This window comes from Streptomyces sp. NPDC005648, assembly GCF_040605395.1.
GTDB lineage: Bacteria > Actinomycetota > Actinomycetes > Streptomycetales > Streptomycetaceae > Streptomyces.
The window spans coordinates 45,082-67,565 of the sequence record NZ_JBEXCS010000009.1; the positions used below are offsets into that span (position 1 = coordinate 45,082).

A 22,484-nucleotide genomic window follows, 5' to 3' on the forward strand; every position below is an offset into this window, starting at 1 on the left:
ACACCCTCGGTTGGCAGACCGACGCCACAGGTCAATCGGACGGGTCAATCGGACGGGTCAGGGAAACGATGAGCGGCAGCACCGGCGCACCACAGGGACCCGCGGCCCGCCAGGCCGCCGTGGCCGAGCGGGTCCTGGCCGCCGGCTCGGCGACCGCGGCCGAGCTCGCCGAGCGTTTCGGGGTGAGCCTGATGACCATCCACCGCGACCTCGACGAGCTCGAACGGCAGGGGGTCGTCAGGAAGTTCAGGGGCGGGGTGACGGCGCAGCCGTCCGGTGTGTTCGAGTCGAACGTCCAGTACCGCCTCAAGACCATGCGCAGGGAGAAGGAGGCCCTCGCCGAACACGCGCTGAAGCGCATAGAGCCCGGCATGGCGATCATGCTGGACGACTCCACCTCCACCCTCGAGATAGCCCGCCGGCTGCGCCTGGGCGGGATCACCCCCCTCACGGTCGTCACCAACTTCCTGGAGGCCCTCAACGTCCTCGCGGACCAGCGGAGCATCCATCTGATGGCCCTCGGCGGCGACTACGACCCCCTGCACTCCTCCTTCCTCGGCGTCTCCTGCGTCGAGGCGGTCCAGTCCCTGCGCGTGGACGTCTGCTTCGCGTCCACGTCGGCCGTGCACGGCGGGCACGCCTACCACCAGGAGCAGCACATCGTGTCGGTGAAGCGGGCGATGCTCGACGCGGCCGCCCGCAACGTCCTGCTGGTCGACCACACCAAGCTCGCCCGGACCGCCCTGCACCGGGTCGCCCCGCTCTCCCGCTTCGACCTGCTCCTCGTCGACGACGGGGCGTCCGCGGAGGCGCTGCGGGACCTGGATGAGCACAAGGTCCGCTACGAGGTCTGCGCGACGAAGACGGGAGATCCCCTGCGATGAGCGATCCCTTACGTGTCCTGGCGGCCGGCGACCACTTCGTCCTGCCGTCGCTGATCAGGGCGGCCGTCGAGGCCGAACTCCCCTGCGAGGTCCGCGAACTGAAGCTCGGCTGGCCCCTGGAGCCCTTCGGCCCGGTGGCCGAGGTCGACGAGGCCAGCGATGCCGAGGACGAGTTGATCGAGGCGCTCGCGGACACCCAGGTGCTGGTCACCCAGATGGGCCCGGTGACCGAACGCGTCCTGGAGTCCTGCCCCGCCCTCCGCCTGGTGGTCGTCTGCCGGGGCGGCCCGGTGAACGTCAACCTGGACGCGGCGAAGATCAACGACGTCCGCGTCTGCTACGCCCCCGGACGCAACGCCGCCGCCACGGCGGAGTTCACCATCGGTCTGATGCTGTCCGCCCTGCGCCGCATCCCCCAGGCCGACAACCTCCTGGCGGGCAAGGGGAGTTGGGAGGGGGCGACGTACTACACCTACGAACACAGCGGTCTGGAGCTGGAGGACCTTCCCGTCGGGCTCGTCGGATACGGCGCGGTGGGCAGCCGGGTGGCCCGGGCCCTGTGTGCCTTCGGCGCGCAGGTGATGGTCCACGACCCGTACGTCCGCGGCGAGATCCACGGCCTGCGGGTGCCGTCCCTCGGCGAACTCCTGCGCCGCTCCCGTGTGATCACCCTGCACGCCCGTCTCACCCCGGAGACCAGGGGCCTGCTCGGCTCCCGCGAACTCGCGTTGCTCCCGCGGGGTGCGGTGGTCGTGAACGCGGCGCGCGGCCCGCTCCTCGACGAGGACGCGCTGTGCGACGCGCTGGAGAGCGGCCTGTTGTCGGCGGCGGCCCTGGACACCTACGAGCGGGAGCCGGTGCCCCCGGACTCCCGTCTGTTCGCCCTGCGCGACCGCGTGGTCATGACCCCGCACCTGGGCGGGGCCTCCCGCGCGGTGGCGGAGAAGGCGGCGCGGATCGCCGCCGGGGAAGTGGGGCGTTGGGTGCGTGGCGAGACATTGGCGCACTGTCTGACCTGAGCCTGGAGGCGAGATGTACGTCGGTATCGATGTGGGCACGTCCATGGTGAAGGCGGCCGCGTTCGACGGTGCGGGGCGTGAACTCGCCGTCGAGTCGAGGCCGGTGGGGCTCGCGCTGCACGGAGGCGTCGTCGAGCAGGACATGGAGGAGGTGTACGCGGCCGTCGTCGCCGTACTGGAATCCCTCACCGCCCGGCTGCCGGGACCCGTGGAGCTGGCCGGTCTGACGGGTCAGGGCGACGGTGTCTGGCTCGTCGACAAGGAGGGCGTCCCCGTCCGTCCCGCCGCCTCCTGGATGGACGGGCGCGCGCACGAACTGCTCGACCAGTGGCTGGCGGACGGCACCTTCGAGACCGTCTTCCGGCGCACCGGAAGCGCCATGTTCCCGGGCTGCCCCGGCCCCCTGCTGGCGTGGCTCGACCGCTGTGAACCGAAGTCCCTGGACGCGGCGGCGACGGCCCTGTACTGCAAGGACATGGTCTACCGGCGACTCACGGGGGCACCGGCGACCACCGACGTGTCCGACGCGTCGATGCCCTTCCTCGATCCTCGTACGAGGTCGTACGACAACCGGGTGGTGGAGGTCCTCGGCCTCACCCACCGCCGGGGTCTGCTCGCTCCGATCAGCGACCCGGTCGCCACCGCCCGGGCGCGCGGCGAGGGCCTGCCGTCCGGCACACGGCTCGCGAACGGCCCGTACGACCTGCCCGCCTGCGCGCTCGGCGCGGGGGTGACGGCGCCCGGCGACGGACTGCTGATCGTGGGCACGTGTCTGGCCGCCCTCGTCGCCACGACCGAGCTGGATCTGAGCGGCGAGCCGGCGGGCCTGTACATCTCCACCGACCGTCCCGGGCACTGGCTGCGCGCGATGCCGGCGATGGTCGGTACGGCGGCCCTGGACTGGGTGCTGTCGACGACCGGCGTCCGGCACGAGGAGGTCGACGCGCTGCTGGCCGACACCCCGCCCGGCGCGAACGGTGTGCGCGTCCTGCCGTACTTCGCCCCGTCCGGCGAGCGTGCCCCCTTCGTCGAGCCCCGGCTCCGTGCCGAACTCACCGGTGTCTGCCTGGAGTCGACGAAGGCGGATCTGATCCGCGCGACCTGCGAGGGCATCGGGTTCGCCGCTCGCCACTGTCTGGAGGCGGCCGGTCTGACGGGCTCGCTGGCCGTGTGCGGGGGCGGCACACGCAGCCCCGCGTGGATGCGGCTGCTGGCGGACGTCCTGGGCCGTCCGCTGAAGGTCGTCGAGGGTGAGGTCGGCGCCCGGGGCGCGGTGCTGGCGGCGGCCGAGCGGTACGGCGTCACCCTGGACGCGGACGCGTGGACCGAGCCGACGGCGGTCGTGGAGCCGGACGCGGCACGGGCGGCGTACTACGCGAAGGCCTTCGAGGACCACCTGTCCCGCCTCGCGGGCGCCCGGGACCGGGCCCGCGCCTGACCGGAACGGGCCGCGCCCGACCGGAACGGGCCATTTCGGGCGCGCCGTCGCCGCGTACGCGCTGTACTGCTTCCCTGACCTGGCGGCGCGCGCGAGGAGGGGTTGATGACGAGGACCCGGGCATGCCCGAACTGCGGCTCGATGCAGGAGTTCCGCAAGCTCCACGACGACGAGAAGGCGGCCGTCCGGGAGGTGAGGGGTGTCCGCCACTTCGTGGACGACCTCTGGCGCTGTACGGCCGCCGGCTGTCGCACCTACTTCCGCGCCGGCCACCTCCACGACCGCGCCCTTCTCCCCGAGAAGTTCGCCAACGACGTCGGCGAGAAGGAGCGGGCCGCCGACAAGTGACGTCCGGAATCCGCCCCGGCGGGACGGATTCCGGGCTCACGCACGGGAGAGCGGCGCACCTATGCTCCCGGTTCCGACCGTTTCGCCGGACCGCTCCGGGAGGCTCTTGTGTCCGACAGGATTCACTGCCCCAGGTGTCCCAGGGGGAGGCTTCACCCGTTCCGCAAGGTCAACGCCGAGGAGGAGAGGTACATCGCGTCGGCCGGCAGGTCGGGCGCGCACGGCTACTGGCGGTGCGAGGGCCGGACGTCACTCGGGCAGTGCCTGTGGGTCCAGCCCTACTTCAACCAACGGGACGGCCTCAGCCTCCCCGCCTCCTTCAGCTGACCGGCGCGGTCACAGGTCCGGTCACAGGTTGCTGAAGTCCGGGCCCTTCGTACGGGTCCGCTTGAGCTCGTAGAAGCCCGGTACCGAGGCGACCGCCACGGTGCCGTCCCAGAGCCGGGCGGCCTGCTCGCCCTTGGGGGCGGGGGTGACGACCGGACCGAAGAAGGCGATCTGCTCGCCGTCGGGGCCGGGGACGGCTATGACGGGGGTGCCGACGTCCTGGCCGACCTTGTCGATGCCCTCCTTGTGGGAGGCGCGCAGCTCGGCGTCGAACTCGAAGTCCTTCTGGTCGAAGTACTCGATCAGGTCGGCGGGCAGGCCCACCTCCGCCAGGGCGCCTTCGACGGCCTCGCGCGTCGGGCCCTGGCCCTCGTTGTGGATACGGGTGCCGAGCGCGGTGTACAGCGGGCCGAGGATGTCGGAGCCGTGCTTCTGCCAGGCGGCGGTGACCACCCGGATCGGCTGCCAGGCCTTGGTCTCCAGCAGCTCGCGGTACTCCTCGGGCAGCTCGTCGATCTTCGGCTCGTTCAGTACCGCAAGGCTCATGATGTGCCAGCGCACCTCGATGTCCCGGACCTTCTCCACCTCGAGGACCCACCGGGAGGTCATCCAGGCCCAGGGGCACAGCGGGTCGAACCAGAAGTCGACGGGAGTCTTCGCGGCCGGGGTGCTCGCGGTTTCGGGCATGGCTCTCCTAAGAAACACGTGTGGTTGAAGCGCCAACAACGGTCACCCCCGTCCCCATTCCCGGATTCCCCGGTTCCCCGGATTCCCCTGTTCCCGCATGCCCGGTGCCAGTGCCCCATGGCAGGATCGGACCTGTCCACATACCGAACACCAGTCGAGGGAGCACTGTCCGTGCCCGGTGAGAATCTGACCCGTGACGAGGCCCGGGAGCGGGCCGCCCTGCTGTCCGTCGACGGGTACGAGGTGTCCCTGGACCTGCGTTCGGCAGTGGGCGAGGAGAGCGGGGAAAACGGGGAGAGCGGGGAGGGCCCGCGCACCTTCCGGTCCGTCACCACGATCCGCTTCCGCAGCAACGAGCCGGGCGCCACCACGTTCGCCGACCTGATCGCGCCGAGTGTGACATCCGTCTCATTCAACGGGAAGGATCTCGACCCCGGCCAGGTCTTCGACGGCTCCCGCATCCTCCTGGAGGACCTCGCCGCGGACAACGAGCTGATCGTGGACGCCCAGTGCGCCTACTCCCGCACCGGCGAGGGACTGCACCGCTTCGTCGACCCCGAGGACGGCGAGGTCTACCTCTACACCCAGTACGAGCCGGCCGACTCCCGCCGCGTCTTCGCGGGCTTCGAGCAGCCGGACCTCAAGGCCCCCTACCGCTTCGAGGTCCGGGCGCCCGAGGGCTGGACGGTGTGGAGCAACGGCGCCGGCGAGCGGACCGACGGCGTCTGGCGCTTCGCGGAGACCAAGCCGATCTCGACGTACATCACCTGTGTGGTCGCGGGCCCGTACCACTATGTGACGGACTCCTACGAGCGCACCCTCGAGGACGGTACGACGCTCCACATCCCCCTCGGCGCCCTGTGCCGCAAGGGCCTGGCCCCCTACTTCGACTCGGACGACGTCTTCCTCGTCACCAAGCAGGGCCTGGACTTCTTCCACGACCACTTCGACTACCCGTACCCCTTCGGGAAGTACGACCAGGCGTTCGTGCCGGAGTACAACCTCGGCGCGATGGAGAACCCCGGGCTGGTCACCTTCCGCGAGGAGTTCATCTTCCGCGGCAAGGTCACCCAGGCCTCGTACGAGGGCCGGGCCAATGTGATCCTGCACGAGATGGCGCACATGTGGTTCGGCGACCTGGTCACCATGGAGTGGTGGGACGACCTGTGGCTCAAGGAGTCCTTCGCCGACTTCATGGGTGCCTTCTCCCTGGTCGGCGCGACCCGCTTCACCGACGGCTGGATCACCTTCGCCAACCGCCGCAAGGCCTGGGCCTACCGCGCCGACCAGCTCCCCTCCACCCACCCCGTCACCGCCGACATCCGCGACCTCCAGGACGCCAAGCTCAACTTCGACGGCATCACGTACGCCAAGGGCGCGTCCGTCCTCAAGCAACTGGTCGCCTACGTCGGCCAGGACGCGTTCCTGGAGGGCGCGCGGCGCTACTTCAAGCGGCACGCCTACGGCAACACCCGCCTCGGTGACCTGCTGTCGGTGCTGGAGGAGACCAGCGGCCGGGACATGGCGGCGTGGGCACGGGCCTGGCTGCAGACGGCGGGCGTCAACTCCCTCACCCCACAGGTCCTGTTGGACGCGGAGGGGCGCGTGGACGAGCTGGCGGTCCTTCAGGAGGCGGCGGAATCGCACCCCGAACTGCGGCCGCACCGGGTGGCGGTGGGCCTGTACCGCCGTACGGCCGAAGGGGCGTTGGAGCGGTACGCGCGCGCCGAGGTCGACGTCGACGGCCCCCGTACGGTCGTGGCGGAGCTGGCGGGTGCTCAGGCGCCGGAGCTGGTCCTGGTCAACGACGACGACCTCACGTACTGCAAGATCCGGTTCGACGCGGGCTCCCTGGAGACGCTGAAGGCGGCCCTCGGCGACATCACGGACCCCCTCGCACGAGCCCTGTGCTGGTCGGCGCTGTGGAACATGACGCGGGACGCGCTGCTGCCGGCGCGGGAGTTCGTGGACATCGTGCTGCGCTTCTCCGGCCGCGAGTCGAGCATCGGCGTCCTGCAGATGCTGCACGCGTGGGCGGGCTCGGCACTGGCCCACTACGCGGCGCCGGCCTGGCGTCCGGAGGGCGAGCGGGTGCTGACCGAGGGTGCCTTGCGCGAGCTGCGGGCGGCCGAGGCGGGCAGCGAGCACCAGTTGGCGTGGGCGCGTTTCCTCGTGGTGGTGGCGTCGGCGCCGGCCGAGCTGGAGCTGCTGCGGGGGCTGCTGGAGGGCACCGAGAAGATCGACGGACTGGCGGTCGACCAGGAGCTGCGCTGGGCGTTCCTGGAGCCGCTGACGGCGCACGGCGTGGTGGGCGAGCCCGAGCTGGCGGCCGAACTGGCCCGTGACGACACCGCGTCCGGCAAGCGCCACCAGGTCCGCTGTCTCGCCTCCCGCCCCTCGGAGGCCGTGAAGGCGCAGGCGTGGGCCCAGGTGGTGGAGTCGGACGCGCTGTCCAACGCGCTGGTGGGGGCGACGATCGCGGGCTTCGCCCAGCCCTCGCAGCGCCCGCTGCTGGCGCCGTACGTCTCGAAGTACTTCGAGGCGATCGAGCGGGTGTGGCGGGAGAGGTCGATCCAGATCGGGATGGACGTGGTCGGCGGCCTGTTCCCCTCGCTGCTGGACTCGCGGGAGACGCTGGACGCGACGGACGCGTGGCTGTCGGCCCACGAGGACTCGGCCCCGGCGCTGCGGCGGCTGGTGCTGGAGGCGCGGGACGACCTGGCGCGGGCACTGCGCGGACAGGCGTGCGATGAGGCGGGCGCTTGAACCGGCGCGGCGGGCGCTTGAGCCGATGCGGCGGACGCCTGAGCCGGCCCGGTTCTCCGGCCGGAGTCGGCCCCGACCTATGGCCTGAGATTTGGCGGTCGGTCACCGTTACGGAATTCAGGCAATAGCAGCCGTAACCCCTGGTCCACACCCGAACGGACCAGGGGTTTTCCGCCTCTACTCGGCACCCGAACACCCGTCCTTTAGTGCCGTCTTGTCCGTATTTGTCGACAGGCGTGTAACAGCGGTTAGGGGCCGGACCCGGGGCGGGAACCTCAACGCCATGAACCACAACACCCCGCTCCCCCCGGCCTCCCCCCGCCCCCTGCGCCACCTCGCGGAGGTGCACCGCCGGGTCGTCACGACGGCCCAACTCCGTTCGCACGGCGTCTCGTCGGCGGAGATGAACGAGCAGTGCCGCCCCGGCGGCCCGTGGCAGCAGGTCCTCCCGGGCGTGTTCCTGCTCCACCCGGGCCCGCCGACCAGCGAGGAGCGGCTGCACGCGGTGCTGATGTACGCGGCACGGGAGTCGGCGCCGGGTGTTCCGTCCCAGCCGAACGCGGACGACCCGCACCGGCCGGTCTACGCGGAGACGATGATCACGGGCCTGGCGGCGCTGACGCTGCACGGCTTCACCTCGGCGCCTCCCCTGCTCTCGATCGAGAAGATCGACGTACTGGTCCCGCGCCTGCGCCGGCTGCGCTCGACGGGTTGCGCCCGCGTCGTCCGCACACCGTCGCTCCCGACTCCCCAGCAGGTGACGGGAGTTCCGATCGCACCGGTGTCCCGCGCGCTGGCCGACGCGGTCTCGGAACTCTCCGACGCGGGCGCGGTGCGCCGGCTGCTCACGGAGGCGGTGCGCGGCGGTCACTGCGAACCGGCGGCGGTGGTACGGGAGTTGAACAACGCCAAGCTGCTGAGCCGGCCGCATGTCGTGGACGCGGTCGACTCCCTGCTGGCCGAGGGCCGGGCGATCGCCGAGGACCGCCTCTACCGCATGGTCCAGGAGTACGGCCTCCCCGACCCGGTCTGGAACGTGGACCTGCGGCTGCCGGGCGGCCCCCACCTGGGCGGCCTCGACGCGTACTGGCCGGAGCAGGCGGTCGCCGTGGAACTCGACACCCGCGCCCCCCGCCAGGACGAGGACGCGATGTGGTCGGAGTACGCCCGCAAGCGCGAGACCTTGGAGCGCCTCGGCATCACGGTCGTCCACATCACCCCCAAGAAGCTGCGCGACGCGATGGACCAGCAGGCGGCGGTGGTCCGCACGGCCCTGATGGCGTCCGGCGACCGCGACCCGGCCGCGTATGTCGTGGTGCTGCCCCGGTAGTGACGGACCGGGACAGGCATCAGGAGGGGAGAGGAGGGGTCGCCGGGATTTTCCGGGCGGCCCCTCCTCGTGCGTGCGCGGAGCCACGGAGAGCAGAACGAGAGAGTAAGCTACGTGGAGCCTAAGTAAGATTCAATCTACGTAATATCGAATCTAGTAACATCGAATCCAGGTTCATGGGAGGCGGTCGCCGATGGAGTTCCGGGGCAGAGCGGCCGATCTCAGGGTGCTGTCGCGGCAGCTGGAGACCGTGGCGGAGGGCAGGGGCGCCACCCGTGGACGAGCCGTGATCATGACGGGCCGGAGGCGGGTCGGGAAGTCCCGGCTGGTTCAGGAGTTCTGCGACCGCTCGGGCCTCCCCTACACGGTCTTCCAGGCGACTCGCGGCCGCAATCCCGTGGCCGAACGCGCCGACTTCGCGACGGCACTCGGCCCCCTCACCGGCGCGGAGCTGGTGGCCGGGCTGCGAGCCGCCGACTGGAACCAGGCCCTGCGCTCCCTCGCACTGGCCCTGCCGGACGACACCCCGAGCATCGCGGTGATCGACGAGGTGCCGTGGCTGATGGAGGGGGACGGGGAGTTCGAAGGGGCCCTGCAGACGGTGTGGGACCGGTATCTGTCGGCGAAACCCGTCCTGCTGATCCTCGTCGGCAGTGACATGGCGGTCATGGAGTCCCTCCAGTCCCATGGGCGGCCGTTCTTCGGCCGGGCCGCCAAGATGACCGTACGGCCGTTGCATCTCGCCGACGTGCAGGCGATGACCGGGCTCGGCGCGGCCGACGCGGTGGACGCCCTGCTGATCACGGGCGGATTCCCCGAGATCGTCCAGTCCTGGCGCCCCGGGACATGCCGTGCGGACTTCCTGGAGGAGTCCATGGGCAATCCGCTCTCCCCCCTCCTCGCGGCCGGTGAACTGACACTTCTGGGAGAGTTCCCGGAGGCCTCCCACTCCCGGGCCGTACTCGAGGCCATCGGCAGCGGCGAACGCACCTTCTCCACCATCGCCTCCCAGGCCGGAGGCGCGGGGGCACTGCCCTCCGGCACTCTGGCCCCCCTGCTGAACACCTTGCAGGCCAAGCGGGTCGTGGCGGCGGACCTCCCCCTCTCGGCGAAGCCGGACACCAAGAACAAGCGGTACCGCATCGCGGACCCCTACCTCCGCTTCTGGCTCGCCTTCCTCCAGCGCGGGCTCCCGCTCATCGAACGCGGCCGAGGCGATCTGGCCCTCGAACGCATCGAACGCTCATGGACCTCCTGGCGCGGACGGGCCGTGGAACCCGTCGTGCGCGCTTCCCTCCTCCGCCTCCTCCCGAACGCCGACTGGCCGGACACCGAGGCGGTCGGCGGCTGGTGGAACCGCCAGAACAACCCCGAGATCGACCTGATCGGCACCGACCGCGAACCGGTGGCCGGCTCGGTCCGGTTCGCGGGCTCGATCAAGTGGCTGGAGTCGCAGCCCTTCGGCAGACATGAGTACGACACCCTCGTACGGGACGTGCTCGCCGTTCCCGGCGCCGACCCCGGGACACCCCTGGTGGCGGTGTCCCGGGCCGGCGTGGACAAGGACCTGCCGCTGGCGGGCTGGTGGGGCCCGGAGGACCTGGTCGAGGCCTGGCGCTAGGGCGTGTTGCGCCCGGCGGGCGGGACTTTCGCGACACGCCCTGGACAGCTCGGCCCACGCGGTCAGGCCAGGGCCTGTGCGGCCGCGGCCCTGGCTCGCTCGGCGTAACGGCCGCCGAGGACGAACGGGACGACGAACGCCAGTACTTGAGCGGTGACGAGCGGCACGGTCGCGGAGTGGTCGTAGTGGACGACGTAGGCGCAGGCGAGGGCGCCGAGGGTGAATCCGGCGGCCCAGATGGTCGTGAGGACCATGTTGACCCTGATGAACCGGGGCGCGTTCCAGAACTCCCGGGGCACCTCGGCGCGGGCGAAGGCCAGGGTGAAGGGACGGCGTACGGCGAGGGAGGCGAGGGCGGTGGCGGCCAGGGTGCCGTTGGCCAGCGCACCGATCCAGTGCTTCAGGCCCGAGGCCGGGTCCGTCAGGGCGATGGCGGCCATGACCACGAAGAAGACGCAGGTGGCGGCCGAGAGCAGTTCGACGCCACGGGCGCGGAGCTGCGCGGCGAGCAGTAACAGCGCGGCGAGGGCGGCGACACCCGTGCCCAGTCGCCAGTCGACGGGGCTCAGGGCCGCGTAACACAGCCAGGGCGCGAAGCCGCGGACATAGTTCACCGGTCGTCTCCTCCGAGGATCGAGAGTCCAACATTGGACGGTCGAAGTATGACCGGTCGATCTTGCACCGTCCACCCATGACGGGTTAAAGCCGGAACAGTGGGGTTAGGGTGAGGTCATGAGCCTGCCCCATGCCCTCCTCGGGCTCCTCTCCGAGAAGCCCGCCAGCGGATACGACCTGCTGAAGCGGTTCGAGACCGGGCTGTCCCTCGTATGGCCCGCGCAGAAGAGCCAGGTCTACGGCGAGCTGGGCAAGCTCAGCGACAAGGGCCTCATCGAGATCACGGGGACCGGCGCCCGCCAGCGCCGCGAGTACGGCATCACCGACGCCGGGCGCGCGGAACTGCGCCGCTGGCTCACGGAGCCGGACCTGGACCTGGCATTCCGCAGCGCCGCCCTGCTCCGCGTCTTCTTCCTCTGGACCCTCACCCGCGACGAGGGCGCCGCCTACCTGGAAAAGTTCGCCGACCACAACCACGAACGCCTGAAGGCACTGGAGTCCATCCGCGACAACGCGGAATGGATCGGAGACCCGGTCCAGATCTGCGGCTGGCTCATGCTCGAATACGGCCTACGGGGTTCCCGAACCGCCGAGGAATGGGGCAGCTGGGCGGCGGAACAACTCACGGAGTACCTGCGGCCCTGACGCACTCACAGCGGATCAGGCAGCGCCGGCGGCACCGTCGCCCTCAGGTGGACGCCGTCGATCAGTGCCGCGTACGCCGCGATCATGCGGGTGCGGCTGAAGCGTTCGCGGCTGGCCGCCAAGGCAGGGGCGAGGTCGGTTCTGGCGGCCGCCGCCTCGGTCCAGGCGCCGGCGATCGCCACCGGGTCCTGCGGGGTGACGAAGCCGTGGCCCGCCACGATCGCCGCGCTGTCGCCGACGTCCGTGGAGACCGGTACGGCCCCGCACATCATGCCCTCGACGAGACAGAGGGGGGCCGCCTCACCCCAGGACGAGGTCAGCGCCACCACGTCCGCGGCGGCGTACACATGCTCCATGTCGTGCCGTACGCCCAGCAGGTGCATCCGGCTCGCGAGCCCCCGGTCCGCCCCGAAGGCGACCGAGATGTCCGCGTCCAGGCCGAAGTTGGCCGGCGTCATCCCGGCGCCGCACATCAGCACCTGCCCCTCGGGCTCCCCCGCCAGCCACTCCCGCGCCGACCGCAGGAACAGCGGGACGTTCTTCATGGCGTCGTAGCGGGCGGCGAAGACGACCACCGGTGCCGTGGCGGGGATGCCGAGGGAGGTGCGCAGGGCGAGGCGGCGGGCCGCGTCGGGGCGGAAGCGGAGGAGGTCCACGCCGTTGGGGATGACGTGCAGCAGCTCACCCGGCACCCCCGCCGCCTCGTACGCCGCCCGCGTCGACTCCGCGCAGCACACACACGCGACGACCGTGCCGTCCGCGATGGCCGCCTTCAGCTCGTCCAGGGCGGCGCCCTGGTTCTCGGGGTCGGAGCGGTGCAGGCAGACGACGACGGGACGGCGCGGCAGGCCGGCCTGGTTCAGAAGCCGCAGCGGCTGCTCCTTCAGGGAAAGGATCACATCCGCGTCCGCCGTCGCCCGTGCGGTATCGGCCAGTTCCGGACCGGTGAAAACGGCCGGATCCCCGCTCACGCCACCCGGTCCGAAACTCCGGCCGAGCGAGGAGACGCCCACGCCGGCCGAGGTCAGCGACCGGTAGCAGGCGTCGTCCTCCATCCGCTGCCGGGTGGCCTCGCGGTGCACCTCGCCATGGATGCTCAGCACACGATGGTGCTGGTCACCCTCCTGCAGTCCGAGGACCACATCGGTATGAACGATCCGGGCTCCGCCGGAGAAGAAACCCTCGTAGACCGAGAGCACGTGCAGTCCGCGCCTCGCACGCACACGACCACCCGCCTTGCCACAAATCGAGCCATCCCCGAGAACTGCGGGTTAGCCGATATGAGGCGCCATCAATATTGCGTACGGATTAACTTGGCGCTTCGTGTCGGAGTCCTCTCGATTACACCCGGCGTTTGTTTACACGGACGAGCGAATGGCGGCGGTTCCGTAAGAATGTCCCGTGATTTTCTCGATCACCTTCGCAGAAATCGTCTTGGGCGCGGCCGAGGGAACGACCGGGGCGTTCGGGAGCGCCGAGAAGACGCCCGCCCTCGCGGACCAGTCCGCGAAGACGCCGTGGAACAGCTGGTGGGGTTCGCTCCGCCGCGAACCGGTCAGGTATGCCATGCGTTCGACGGTAGGGAGAAATGGCCCGCTGCTACTGTCCAATGACATGCGGGAAACGCAGACCAATCGGACGCGGACCAATCGGCCGCAGACCCATCAGACGCGGGCCCAGCTGGCGGGTGATCTGCTTCTCCAGCTCGGCCGGGACGGCACCGGTCCGCTGCACGAGCGGGTCAAACGTGCCCTGCGTACGGCGATCAGGGCGGGGCGGATCGAGATCGGTACCGCGCTGCCGCCCAGCCGCAGGCTCGCCGCCGACCTGGGTGTCTCGCGCTGGGCGGTGACCGAGGCGTACGGGCAGCTGGTCGCCGAGGGGTATCTGGAGGCGCGGACCGGCTCCGCGACCCGGGTCCGGTGGTCGAACACGGCGGACGACGGGGCGGCACACCGTGCGCCCCGCCCGGCACCCGCCGCCCGCTTCGACCTGGCACCGGGCCTGCCGGACCTACGGGCGTTCCCGCGCCGCCGCTGGGCGGAGGCGGTCCGTGCCCAGGCGGCGACCGTGGCCTTCACCGAGCTCGGTTATCCCCCGCCCGGCGGCCACCCCCGGCTGCGCGCGCTGCTCGCCGCCAGTCTGAACCGCTCGCGCGGGGTCGTTGCCGCCCCCGAGGACGTGACGGTCTGCACGAGCGTCACCGACGGCGTACGGCGTGTGTGCCAGGTGCTGCGGGCCCGTGGCATCACGGCGGTCGGCTGCGAGGAGCCGGGCTGGACGCGGCTGCGCGAGGTGATCCGCGCGGCCGGTCTGGAGCCGGTGCCGGTGCGGGTGGACGGGGGCGGGCTGCGCGTCGAGGACCTCGGCCGGCACCCCGGTCTGCGGGCCGTACTCGCCTCCCCGGCCCACCAGTTCCCGCTCGGCACCGTCCTCGCCCCCGAGCGCCGGGCCGCCCTGCTGCGCTGGGCCCACGAGGTCGACGGCGTCGTACTCGAAGACGACTACGACGCGGAGTTCCGCTACGACCGGCGGCCGGTCGCGGCGCTGCAGGGCATGGATCCGTCGCGGGTCGTGCTGTTCAAGTCGCTCAGCAAGATCCTCTCCCCCGCGCTCGGCATCGGCTGGCTCGTGGCGCCGCCGCGCTGGACCCATGAGCTGCACCTGGCCGACCAGACCGCGGCCCAGCCCCCGCCCCTGGACCAGCTGGCCTTCGCCGACCTGCTGGAGTCCGGCGCCTACGACCGCCATCTGCGCGCCTGCCGCAAGCGGTACCGGGACCGACGGGACGCGCTGGTGCGGGCGCTCGCCGAGCGGTTGCCGCAGGCGCCGGTGTCGGGGGTCGCGGCGGGGCTCCACCTCATCCTGCGGCTGCCGGCGCACGTGGACACGGGGGCCGTGGTGACGGCCGCGGCCGCCCGGTCGCTGCTGGTCGCCGACCTCGCCGCGTACCACGCCACCGAGGACCACACCGATCACGGCCTGGTCCTCGGCTACGGCAACCTCGCCGACGGGACGGTGGAGGAGGCGGTACGACAACTGCGCGCGGCGCTCGCCGAAGCGAGCCGCCGGGGCCCGTCGCGGCCCTAGCCCCGCCCCAGCCCTGCCCCAGCCCTTTCCTAGCCCTGTACTAGCCCTTCTTCAGGACCAGTTCCGTGTTGCGGTCGTTCGGGTCGCCGCCGAGGACCTTGCTGGAGCCGGGGGCGTTGTAGGCGATCTCGCGGTAGAGGGACGCGAGGCCGGTCTGGGTGAGGTCGGAGAAGTCGGTGCGGTGCGGGGCGGCCGACTCGACCAGGGTGGTGAACAGGGAGAGGGTGCCGTCCTTGTTGTCGGCGATCTCGATCACCCGGGCGAGCTGGGGGTGGTCCACGTGCGAGGCCGTCGAGATCTCCCAGAACGAACGGCCGCCGGACGCCTTGTGCGGGGTGATGTCGTTGCGGTGGATGTGGCCGTTCACCCAGGCGAGCACGTTGGCGTGCTTGGCGAGGACGGAGAGGACCGCCTGACCGCCGTGGCGGCGCTCCTTGGGGCGGGCGGGGTCGACATGGGAGGTGTTGTCCATCGTCTGGCTGGTGTGGTGGCTGAAGACGACGGCGTACGAGTGCTTGTAGTCCCGCAGTTGCTTGTCCAGCCAGTTCAACTGGGCCGTCCCGATGGAGCCTTCGTAGTGGCCGCCCGGGTCGGTGGTGTCGATGCTGATGCCGATGACGTCGTCGGCGATGCGGAAGGTGTAGTACTGGGTGCCCGCCGCGAGGTTGGCGGAGGAGTATCCGTGCCCCACCGGGCCGAGACCGCGGTACGCCGGGTCGAGGTGGGCCTTGAGGTACTCGGCCCGGGTGTGCGGCGCCCGCCTCTCGTCCGGTGTCACCGAACGCATGTCGCGCGCGTGCGCCTTCAACAGGTCCCGGAAGCCGTGGCCCTGCGGGTCGTTGCCGCTCCTGATGTGGTCCTGGAGCTTCTTGGCCTCGGCCGCGGACAGGTTCATCAGCTTCTTGCCACCGACCGCGTACTCGGCGAGCCAGGAGTCGCCGTGGCCGTAGCAGCCCAGCGGCAGGGCGTCGTGGTTGCCGACCGTGGAGTACCAGGGCAGGTTGAGGCCGGGGCTGCGGACCTCGCGGGTCGCGGCGGCCAGGAAGCCCTCCAGGTGCGGGAAGCCGAGCTGCTTGTCGCCGTCGCGGACGGTGGAGTCGGGCTGCCAGTAGAGCCCCAGCCCGCTGTTCTGGACACCTTCGTAGTGCCGCGGGTCACCGGAGTTGGGCGTGATCCGCCCCCCGCTCATGATGGTGAGGAACCACTCCAGCTCGGTCTTCGCGTTGTTGTCCGTGTTGTCGCCGGTGGTCATGGCGAAGTGGAGCGGGGTACCGGTGACCGGCGCTCCGCGCAGCGCGTTGATCCGCTCCACCAGCGAGATCGCCCCGTGCACGGTCAGCGCCTCGTGCGGACGCCAGGCGTGCTTGTCGGTCGAGCGGAGGTACTCGAGGCGCAGCGGGTGCTGTGCGTCGATCAGGTGCATGTCGGTGAGCTGCACGAAGGCCGCGAGTGCGGTACGGCGGCCGGCGCGGCCCGACTTGGGGGCGGCGAGGTCGCCGCGCACGACACGCGACCAGCCGGGGCCGTCGCCGAGCCTGCGGTACTGCGCGCCGGTGCGCGGGGCGGCGACCGTGGCGAGGGTGGTGCCCTTCGTGTACGGCGCGAGGGGCGCGGCCTCGATCTGGCGGGAGTGCGCCACGGTGGCCTGGTGGGCGTCGGTGGCCGTGGTGGCGGCCTGGCTGTCGGTGGGCCGCAGGGCGTAGCCGACGCCCGCGGAGACGGCCGCCGCGCCGGTGGCGGCGAGGACGGTACGGCGGTTGATCGCCGGGGTGGCGGCGACGACAGAGCGTATGCGCGACATGGCGCGATCTCCCCGAGTGCGAACGCGTCGGCAGTGGTCGCGGGCCGTCGCTTCCGCGAACTTCCCGCTCGTACTGGATGCTTGGCACCGGGGATGACCTGCGCGTGAACGAGACGGCAACGGGTGACACCGATCACCGTACGTGGATCTAGGAGAACCCTGTGCGTTTGCGGGCGCTCTTCGGACGGCCGGGGGGCGGTCACGCCGCGTTCATCTTTCGGGGTAGTCACCTTCTCGGCCGTGAACGGCCGAGCTTGTGTGCTCGGTCGTTCACACCTCGTCGCGCTCCCGACTGCCCCTTACGACAGGACGGTCACGGGTCGCATCTCCCGCTATCGGCTAGGCCGGTGACGGAACGGGCATGGTGACGAATGCCCACGCCGAGCGTGCGCGGTTGCGCACGTTGACCCCGGCGACGACATCGGCGGGGCCAGCGAGCCCGCACCGACGACAACGGAAGTGGTCCCTCTCGGACCGGTTGGCCCGCTCAGTGTGCCCGCAGCGCGGGCAGCGTTGCGAGGTATGGCGCGCGTCCACCTCCACAAACGGCACCCCGGCCTTCTTGGCCTTGTAGGCCAGGTGCTGTCCGAGCTGGTGGAAGGACCAGGAGGAGAGAGTGGCCCGCTGGTCGCGGCGAAGCCGTACCCGCTCGCGGATCCCGCCGAGTTGCTCGACGGCGATCCCGCGACCGGTGCGTTGCGCGACGGACACGATCCCCTTGCTGATCCGGTGGTTCACATGGGTGGCATGGCGATGCTCCTTCTGGGCGCGGCGGGCGAGGCGGCGGGTCGCCGAGCGGGTCTGCTTCCGCTGCAGTTCGGCACGCTTATGGGCCTGCCAGCGCCGGTATCGGCCCAAACGCCGACCCTGGTAGTTGGTTCCGTCGCTGGTGGTGGCCAGATTCACGATGCCCCGATCGACGCCGATCCAGTCGACCGGCTCGTACACCTCGGGCTCGGGCAGCTCGCAGGTGGCGACGAGGTACCACTTGCCGTTGCGGAACACCAGATCGCTCTCACCCTTGCGGTACTCCACCAGCGTCTTCATCTGGTCGGGCGAGCACACGAACCGGACGCCCTTCATCCGCCCGTCCACCGTCCAGATCGACACAGTGCGCGCGTCGTACTGCCACGACAGGCAGCGGTCGTCGAACGGCTGCGCCGCCTGCGCCCGGAACGCAATCGCGGCGCTGACCGCCTTGCGATACCGCCGGGACGTGGGAGCACCCAGCTTCCCGGCCCGCAGGCCCGCCTTCAGTGCCGCGTAGGCGTCAACGACCTTCTTCACCGCTCGCACCGCCGGCTGCGCCGACAGACCGAACGTCGCCTTCAGGTCCGCGTACACCTCCTTCTGCAGACCATTGCGGTCCGTCAGTTTTTTGGTGAACGCTACCTGCGCGGCGTAAGTGGCAGCCCGGTTGCAGGCACGCAGGGTCGCCTCCAGCACCGACGCCTGCCCGGGCGTCGGCAGCAGCTTCACCCGCACCACCAACTTCATGACATCGGACCGTAGTGCGACACCCGCACACACGATCACCCTTCACCCGGCAACCACCCAAACCAGCGATCCATCGACCTGCTGTTCGCCCCGTCGCGACCATCGCCAGAAGGAGGTGACGCTATTCTGCGGCGCTCTGCAGAGTGGCCACCGTCACATGCCCTGTCACCGGCCGGTCCCGCCACAGGGCCAGGCCCACGTCGACCAGCCGTACCCGCCTGAGCTCCGGCACCTCCGTCAGCGGGTGCCAGGCCGCCATGTCCGTCGAGCCGTTGGTCTCGGGGCGGAGTTCGCCGCCGATGACGCGGCCCTCGTAGACCAGGCGCAGGCCCTGGTGGTCGACGGTGCGGCCGAAGCGGCGGGGGAAGTGGAAGCGGTTGGTGTGGACGCCGAGGAGGCCGGTGATCTCGATCAGGTAGCCGGTCTCCTCGTCCACCTCCCGCAGGACCGTGTCGTAGGGGTCCTCGCCGTGTTCCATGCCGCCACCCGGCAGGGTCCACTCGGGCCGACCGTCGCCGTCGTACCCCCGGGCCAGGAGGAGTTGGTCGTCACGGACGCACATGGCGTAGGCCGCCACCCTCAATGTCGTTCGCACAGAGGGAAGTTAGCCGGAGACGGGAGGATTGGCAGGTGAGTATTCGGCGCGAACTCCGTCCACGCCTCGCCCGTGAGTTGCAGTGCGGTGCCCGTCGCCCGGGGCCCCGGCGAGACGCCCGAACTCGGCGATCCCGCCTGGGGACCCGCCTGGCTCGCCGCCCGGAACTACCTGGAGCTCATCGCCACCGCACCGGACCGCATCCGCGGCTGCGCCCACGACTCCTGCGTCCTGCACTTCTTCGACACCTCACGCAACGGCACCCGGCGCTGGTGCTCGATGGCCGCCTGCGGAAACCGGGCGAAGGCGTCACGTCATTACGCGCGCTCGAAGGAATCCTGAACCACCCGGAACTGTCGGGTGATTTGACGTCATTGACACCCCTTGCACCTAAAGTGCATAGCGGGTTTTCCCCATACGTCCATATCGCTTCGGTCAACACTTCCCAAACAACTGTCCCTTGGGTAAAGCTGTGCGCTCGTCCGGCACTGGAAACTTTCACCTACAAGGGATGCCGATGACCCTCACCCCCCAGAGACGCGTGGCCCGCATAGCCGTGGCCGCCGGTCTCGTCGCCGCGCTCTCCGCGGCGGGGCCGATACCCCTGGCCTTCTCCGCGGACGGCCCGTCCGCCACCACGCCCTCGGACGGCACCGTCAAGTCCGCGGCGGACAAGCTCGGTTCCGACGACGCCGACCTGCTCGCCGAGGCCAAGGCCCACGGCGACAAGAACATCACGATGATGGTCGCCACGGCCCCCGGCAGGACCGAGCAGGTCGCCGAGGAGCTGGACGCGGTCAAGGGCGGCACGGTCGGCAAGACGTACGACAAGCTCGGCTACGTCCGTGCAACCGTCCCCACGAGCAGGGCGGACGCGGCCATCGCCGCCGCCGCGAAGCTCTCCTCCGTGCACGGCATCGACCTGCGCGACGAGATACCGCTGGACGACCCGAGTGTCGCGTCCACTGCCAAGTCCTCGTCGGCGACGGCCACTTACCCGGCCCCCGACAAGAAGACCCCGGCCAGGAACCCGTACAACCCGTCCTTCGAGACGGGCGCCGTCGACTTCGTCAAGGAGCACCCGAAGGCGGACGGGCGCGGGGTCACCATCGGCATCCTGGACTCCGGCGTCGACCTCGGCCACCCGGCGCTGCAGAAGACCACCACGGGTGAGCGGAAGATCGTCGACTGGGTGACGGCGACCGACCCGGTCAACGACGGTGACCGGACCTGGCGTCCAATGCTCACCTCGGTCTCCGGGCCCACCTTCACCTACGGCGGCAAGACCTGGACGGCGCCGGCGGGCTCGTACCGGATCAGCACCTTCCTGGAGTCGTACACCACCGGCGGCGACGCGGCGGGCGACGCGAACCGGGACGGGGACACCACGGACAGCTGGGGCGTGCTGTACGACGCCGCCGCCGGGACCGTGCGCGTCGACCTGAACAACAACAACGACTTCAGCGACGACACCCCGATGAAGCCGTACAAGGACGGCTTCCAGATCGGGTACTTCGGCACCGACAACCCGGCGACCGACGTCGTCGAGCGGCAGCCGTTCGTCGTCGAGATCCGCAAGGACGTCGTCTACAACTCCACCGGTTCGAAGGCCGACTTCGTCAACATCGGTGTCATCGAGTCCGAGCACGGCACGCATGTCGCGGGCATCACCGCGGCCAACGGCCTGTTCGGCGGCAGGATGAACGGCGCGGCCCCGGGCGCGAAGATCGTCTCCTCCCGCGCCTGCACCTGGACCGGCGGCTGCACCAACATCGCCCTCACCGAGGGCATGATCGACCTCGTCGTCAACCGCGGTGTCGACATCGTCAACATGTCGATCGGCGGCCTCCCGGCGCTCAACGACGGCAACAACGCCCGCGCCGAGCTGTACACGCGGCTCATCGACACCTACGGCGTCCAGCTGGTGATCTCCGCCGGCAACTCCGGTCCCGGCGCCAACACCATCGGCGACCCGGGCCTCGCCGACAAGGTGATCTCCGTCGGCGCGGGTATCTCCAAGGAGACCTGGGCCGCCAACTACGGCTCCCAGGTGGAGAAGAAGTACGCGCTCCTCCCCTTCTCCTCCCGTGGCCCGCGTGAGGACGGCGGCTTCACGCCGACCCTGGTCGCGCCCGGCGCCGCGATCAACACCACCCAGACCTGGCTGCCCGGCGCCCCGGTCGCCGAGGCGGGCTACTCGCTGCCGGCCGGCTACTCGATGCTGCAGGGCACCTCGATGGCCTCCCCGCAGGCCACCGGCGCCTCCGCGCTGCTGCTGAGCGCCGCCAAGCAGAAGGGCATCGACCTCACCCCGGCGACCCTGCGCACGGCGCTGACCTCGACGGCCAAGCACATCAAGGGCGTTCAGGCCTACGAGGAGGGCGCGGGACGCATCGACATCGTGGACGCGTGGGACGCGATCCGCGACGACGCCACCGCCCACGAGTACACCGTCAAGGCGCCGGTCGACACCGCGATCGACTACGCGCTGAAGACGCCGGGCTTCGGCACCGGTCTGTACGACCGCGAGGGCGGTCTGAAGGCGGGTGACAAGAAGACGTACGACGTCACCGTCACCCGCACCTCCGGTCCGGACAAGGCCGTGCGGCACAGGCTGCGCCTGGAGAACAACGCCGGTGACACCTTCAAGCTGCTCGGCGACGACGACGTCAGGCTGCCGCTGAACCAGCCCGTCACGGTGAAGGTGCAGGCGCACCCGCGGTCCGCCGGCATCAAGAGCGCGATCCTGGACGTCGACGACCCGAGGACCGAGGGCACCGACAAGCAGATCCTGGCGACCGTGGTGGTCTCGACTCCGGTGAAGTACACCTTCTCCGCCGCGAACACCGTGCAGCGCAACAGCTCGCAGTCGTACTTCGTGACCGTGCCCGAGGGCGCCAAGTCCCTCGAGGTGGCCATCGGCGGGCTGAAGGACAAGAGCCAGACCCGGTTCATCGCCATCCACCCGTACGGCGTCCCGGTCGACAACACCTCGACCCCGTACTGCTACAACAACTACCTCGACGGCAACGGCTGCAAGCCCGACGTCCGTTCCTACGCCGACCCGCAGGCCGGTGTCTGGGAGATCGAGGTCGAGTCGCGCCGCACCTCGCCGCTGCTCGACAACCCGTACAAGCTGAACCTCGCCGTCTACGGCGCCGCCTTCGACCCGGAGACGGTGACCGTGCCCGAGGCCAAGGTCGGCACCCCGGCCACCGCCTCCTGGAAGGTCACCAACAACTTCGCCGCGATCGACGGCAAGCTGGTCGGCGGGCCGCTCGGCTCGGCGAAGTCGGCCCGCCCGACCATCAAGGAGGGCGAGACCCAGATCACCACGGTCGAGGTGCCCGCCGGAGCCAAGTCCCTCGACGTCGCCATCGGCAATGTCTCGGACGCCTCCGCCGACCTCGACCTGACGGTGAAGAACGCCGCCGGCACGACCGTCGGCTCCTCCGCCGACGGCGACTCGGAGGAGGCGGTCTCCATCGCCTCGCCCGCCGCCGGCACGTACACCATCGAGGTCGCGGGCTACTCCGTCCCGGCCGGCTCGACCGCGTACGACTACCAGGACGTCTTCTTCTCCGCCGCCCTGGGCACCGTCACGGTCGACGGCTCGACGCCGGTCAAGCTCGCCACGGGCGCCTCGGCGACCGTCTCCGGCAGCGTCACCGCCGCGGCGGCCGCCCCGGAGGGCCGGGAGTTCTTCGGCCAGGTCCAGCTGGTGAACGGCAACGGCTCGGTGGCCGGACTCGGCAGCGTGAAGATCGAGAAGGTCACGCCGTAGTCGCACCGGTACGGCGGTGAGGGCGGGCGTCCGTGCG

16 protein-coding genes and 1 pseudogene are annotated in these 22,484 nt (G+C 70.7%); 11 read left to right on the plus strand and 6 right to left on the minus strand.

Annotated features, from left to right (window positions below):
* Positions 1 to 68 precede the first annotated feature (68 nt).
* From ABZT17_RS07450 to ABZT17_RS07465, 4 genes are all read left to right on the plus strand, one after another.
* A complete protein-coding gene (locus ABZT17_RS07450) occupies positions 69 to 884 on the plus strand; it encodes a DeoR/GlpR family DNA-binding transcription regulator (RefSeq protein WP_356344890.1) in 816 nt (271 codons plus the stop codon).
* Positions 881 to 1,903, plus strand: a complete 1,023-nt coding sequence (locus tag ABZT17_RS07455) for a 2-hydroxyacid dehydrogenase (RefSeq protein WP_356344892.1) — start codon at positions 881 to 883, stop codon at positions 1,901 to 1,903. Before ABZT17_RS07450 ends, ABZT17_RS07455 begins: the two co-directional genes overlap by 4 nt.
* 13 nt (positions 1,904 to 1,916) lie before the next feature.
* Positions 1,917 to 3,341, plus strand: a complete 1,425-nt coding sequence (locus ABZT17_RS07460) for an FGGY-family carbohydrate kinase (protein ID WP_356344894.1) — start codon at positions 1,917 to 1,919, stop codon at positions 3,339 to 3,341.
* Positions 3,342 to 3,446: 105 nt separating this feature from the next.
* Positions 3,447 to 3,689, plus strand: a complete 243-nt coding sequence (locus tag ABZT17_RS07465) for a hypothetical protein (protein WP_356344896.1) — start codon at positions 3,447 to 3,449, stop codon at positions 3,687 to 3,689.
* A gap of 348 nt (positions 3,690 to 4,037) precedes the next feature.
* Here the strand turns inward: ABZT17_RS07465 and ABZT17_RS07470 are convergent, their stop codons facing one another.
* Positions 4,038 to 4,703, minus strand: coding sequence for a DsbA family protein (locus ABZT17_RS07470; RefSeq protein ID WP_356344898.1), 666 nt, complete (start codon positions 4,701 to 4,703; stop codon positions 4,038 to 4,040).
* Positions 4,704 to 4,874: 171 nt separating this feature from the next.
* Here ABZT17_RS07470 and pepN point away from each other — a divergent pair, with 171 nt between their 5' ends.
* From pepN to ABZT17_RS07485, 3 genes are all read left to right on the plus strand, one after another.
* Positions 4,875 to 7,469 carry an aminopeptidase N gene (gene pepN, locus ABZT17_RS07475; RefSeq protein ID WP_356344900.1) on the plus strand — a complete coding sequence of 865 codons (2,595 nt, stop codon included), beginning with the start codon at positions 4,875 to 4,877 and terminating at the stop codon, positions 7,467 to 7,469.
* A gap of 283 nt (positions 7,470 to 7,752) precedes the next feature.
* Complete coding sequence (locus ABZT17_RS07480) at positions 7,753 to 8,799, plus strand: hypothetical protein (RefSeq protein WP_356344902.1); 1,047 nt, start codon at positions 7,753 to 7,755, stop codon at positions 8,797 to 8,799.
* Positions 8,800 to 8,992: 193 nt separating this feature from the next.
* Positions 8,993 to 10,420, plus strand: a complete 1,428-nt coding sequence (locus tag ABZT17_RS07485; protein WP_356344904.1) for an ATP-binding protein — start codon at positions 8,993 to 8,995, stop codon at positions 10,418 to 10,420.
* A gap of 62 nt (positions 10,421 to 10,482) precedes the next feature.
* Here ABZT17_RS07485 and ABZT17_RS07490 read toward each other — a convergent pair whose 3' ends face one another.
* Positions 10,483 to 11,034, minus strand: a complete 552-nt coding sequence (locus ABZT17_RS07490; RefSeq protein ID WP_356344906.1) for a hypothetical protein — start codon at positions 11,032 to 11,034, stop codon at positions 10,483 to 10,485.
* Positions 11,035 to 11,152: 118 nt separating this feature from the next.
* Here ABZT17_RS07490 and ABZT17_RS07495 point away from each other — a divergent pair, with 118 nt between their 5' ends.
* Positions 11,153 to 11,680: a PadR family transcriptional regulator gene (locus tag ABZT17_RS07495; RefSeq protein ID WP_356344908.1), complete on the plus strand. Its 528-nt coding sequence runs from the start codon at positions 11,153 to 11,155 to the stop codon at positions 11,678 to 11,680.
* A gap of 5 nt (positions 11,681 to 11,685) precedes the next feature.
* On the opposite strand, the gene ABZT17_RS07500 is transcribed toward ABZT17_RS07495, so the two are convergent.
* Entirely contained in the window at positions 11,686 to 12,879 is a 1,194-nt protein-coding gene (locus ABZT17_RS07500) for a glycosyltransferase (protein WP_356345144.1), read from the minus strand.
* A 415-nt stretch (positions 12,880 to 13,294) separates the two neighbouring features.
* Between ABZT17_RS07500 and ABZT17_RS07505 the strand changes: the two genes are divergently transcribed.
* Positions 13,295 to 14,770 carry a PLP-dependent aminotransferase family protein gene (locus tag ABZT17_RS07505; protein ID WP_356344910.1) on the plus strand — a complete coding sequence of 492 codons (1,476 nt, stop codon included), beginning with the start codon at positions 13,295 to 13,297 and terminating at the stop codon, positions 14,768 to 14,770.
* A 40-nt stretch (positions 14,771 to 14,810) separates the two neighbouring features.
* Here ABZT17_RS07505 and ABZT17_RS07510 read toward each other — a convergent pair whose 3' ends face one another.
* The 3 genes from ABZT17_RS07510 to ABZT17_RS07520 all read right to left on the minus strand — a co-directional run bounded on the left by ABZT17_RS07510 (position 14,811) and on the right by ABZT17_RS07520 (position 18,663).
* Positions 14,811 to 16,571 carry a TIGR03767 family metallophosphoesterase gene (locus ABZT17_RS07510; protein ID WP_356344912.1) on the minus strand — a complete coding sequence of 587 codons (1,761 nt, stop codon included), beginning with the start codon at positions 16,569 to 16,571 and terminating at the stop codon, positions 14,811 to 14,813.
* A gap of 339 nt (positions 16,572 to 16,910) precedes the next feature.
* Positions 16,911 to 18,068, minus strand: a complete 1,158-nt coding sequence (locus tag ABZT17_RS07515) for a transposase (protein WP_356344914.1) — start codon at positions 18,066 to 18,068, stop codon at positions 16,911 to 16,913.
* A 121-nt stretch (positions 18,069 to 18,189) separates the two neighbouring features.
* Positions 18,190 to 18,663, minus strand: a complete 474-nt coding sequence (locus ABZT17_RS07520) for an NUDIX hydrolase (RefSeq protein WP_356344916.1) — start codon at positions 18,661 to 18,663, stop codon at positions 18,190 to 18,192.
* 99 nt (positions 18,664 to 18,762) lie between these two features.
* On the opposite strand from ABZT17_RS07520, the pseudogene ABZT17_RS07525 reads away from it, so the two are divergent.
* Both ABZT17_RS07525 and ABZT17_RS07530 read left to right on the plus strand, forming a co-directional pair.
* Positions 18,763 to 19,005 (plus strand): annotated as a pseudogene (locus ABZT17_RS07525) (CGNR zinc finger domain-containing protein); the annotation flags it as partial.
* A 175-nt stretch (positions 19,006 to 19,180) separates the two neighbouring features.
* Positions 19,181 to 22,447: a S8 family serine peptidase gene (locus ABZT17_RS07530; RefSeq protein WP_356344918.1), complete on the plus strand. Its 3,267-nt coding sequence runs from the start codon at positions 19,181 to 19,183 to the stop codon at positions 22,445 to 22,447.
* The last annotated feature ends 37 nt before the right edge of the window (positions 22,448 to 22,484 follow it).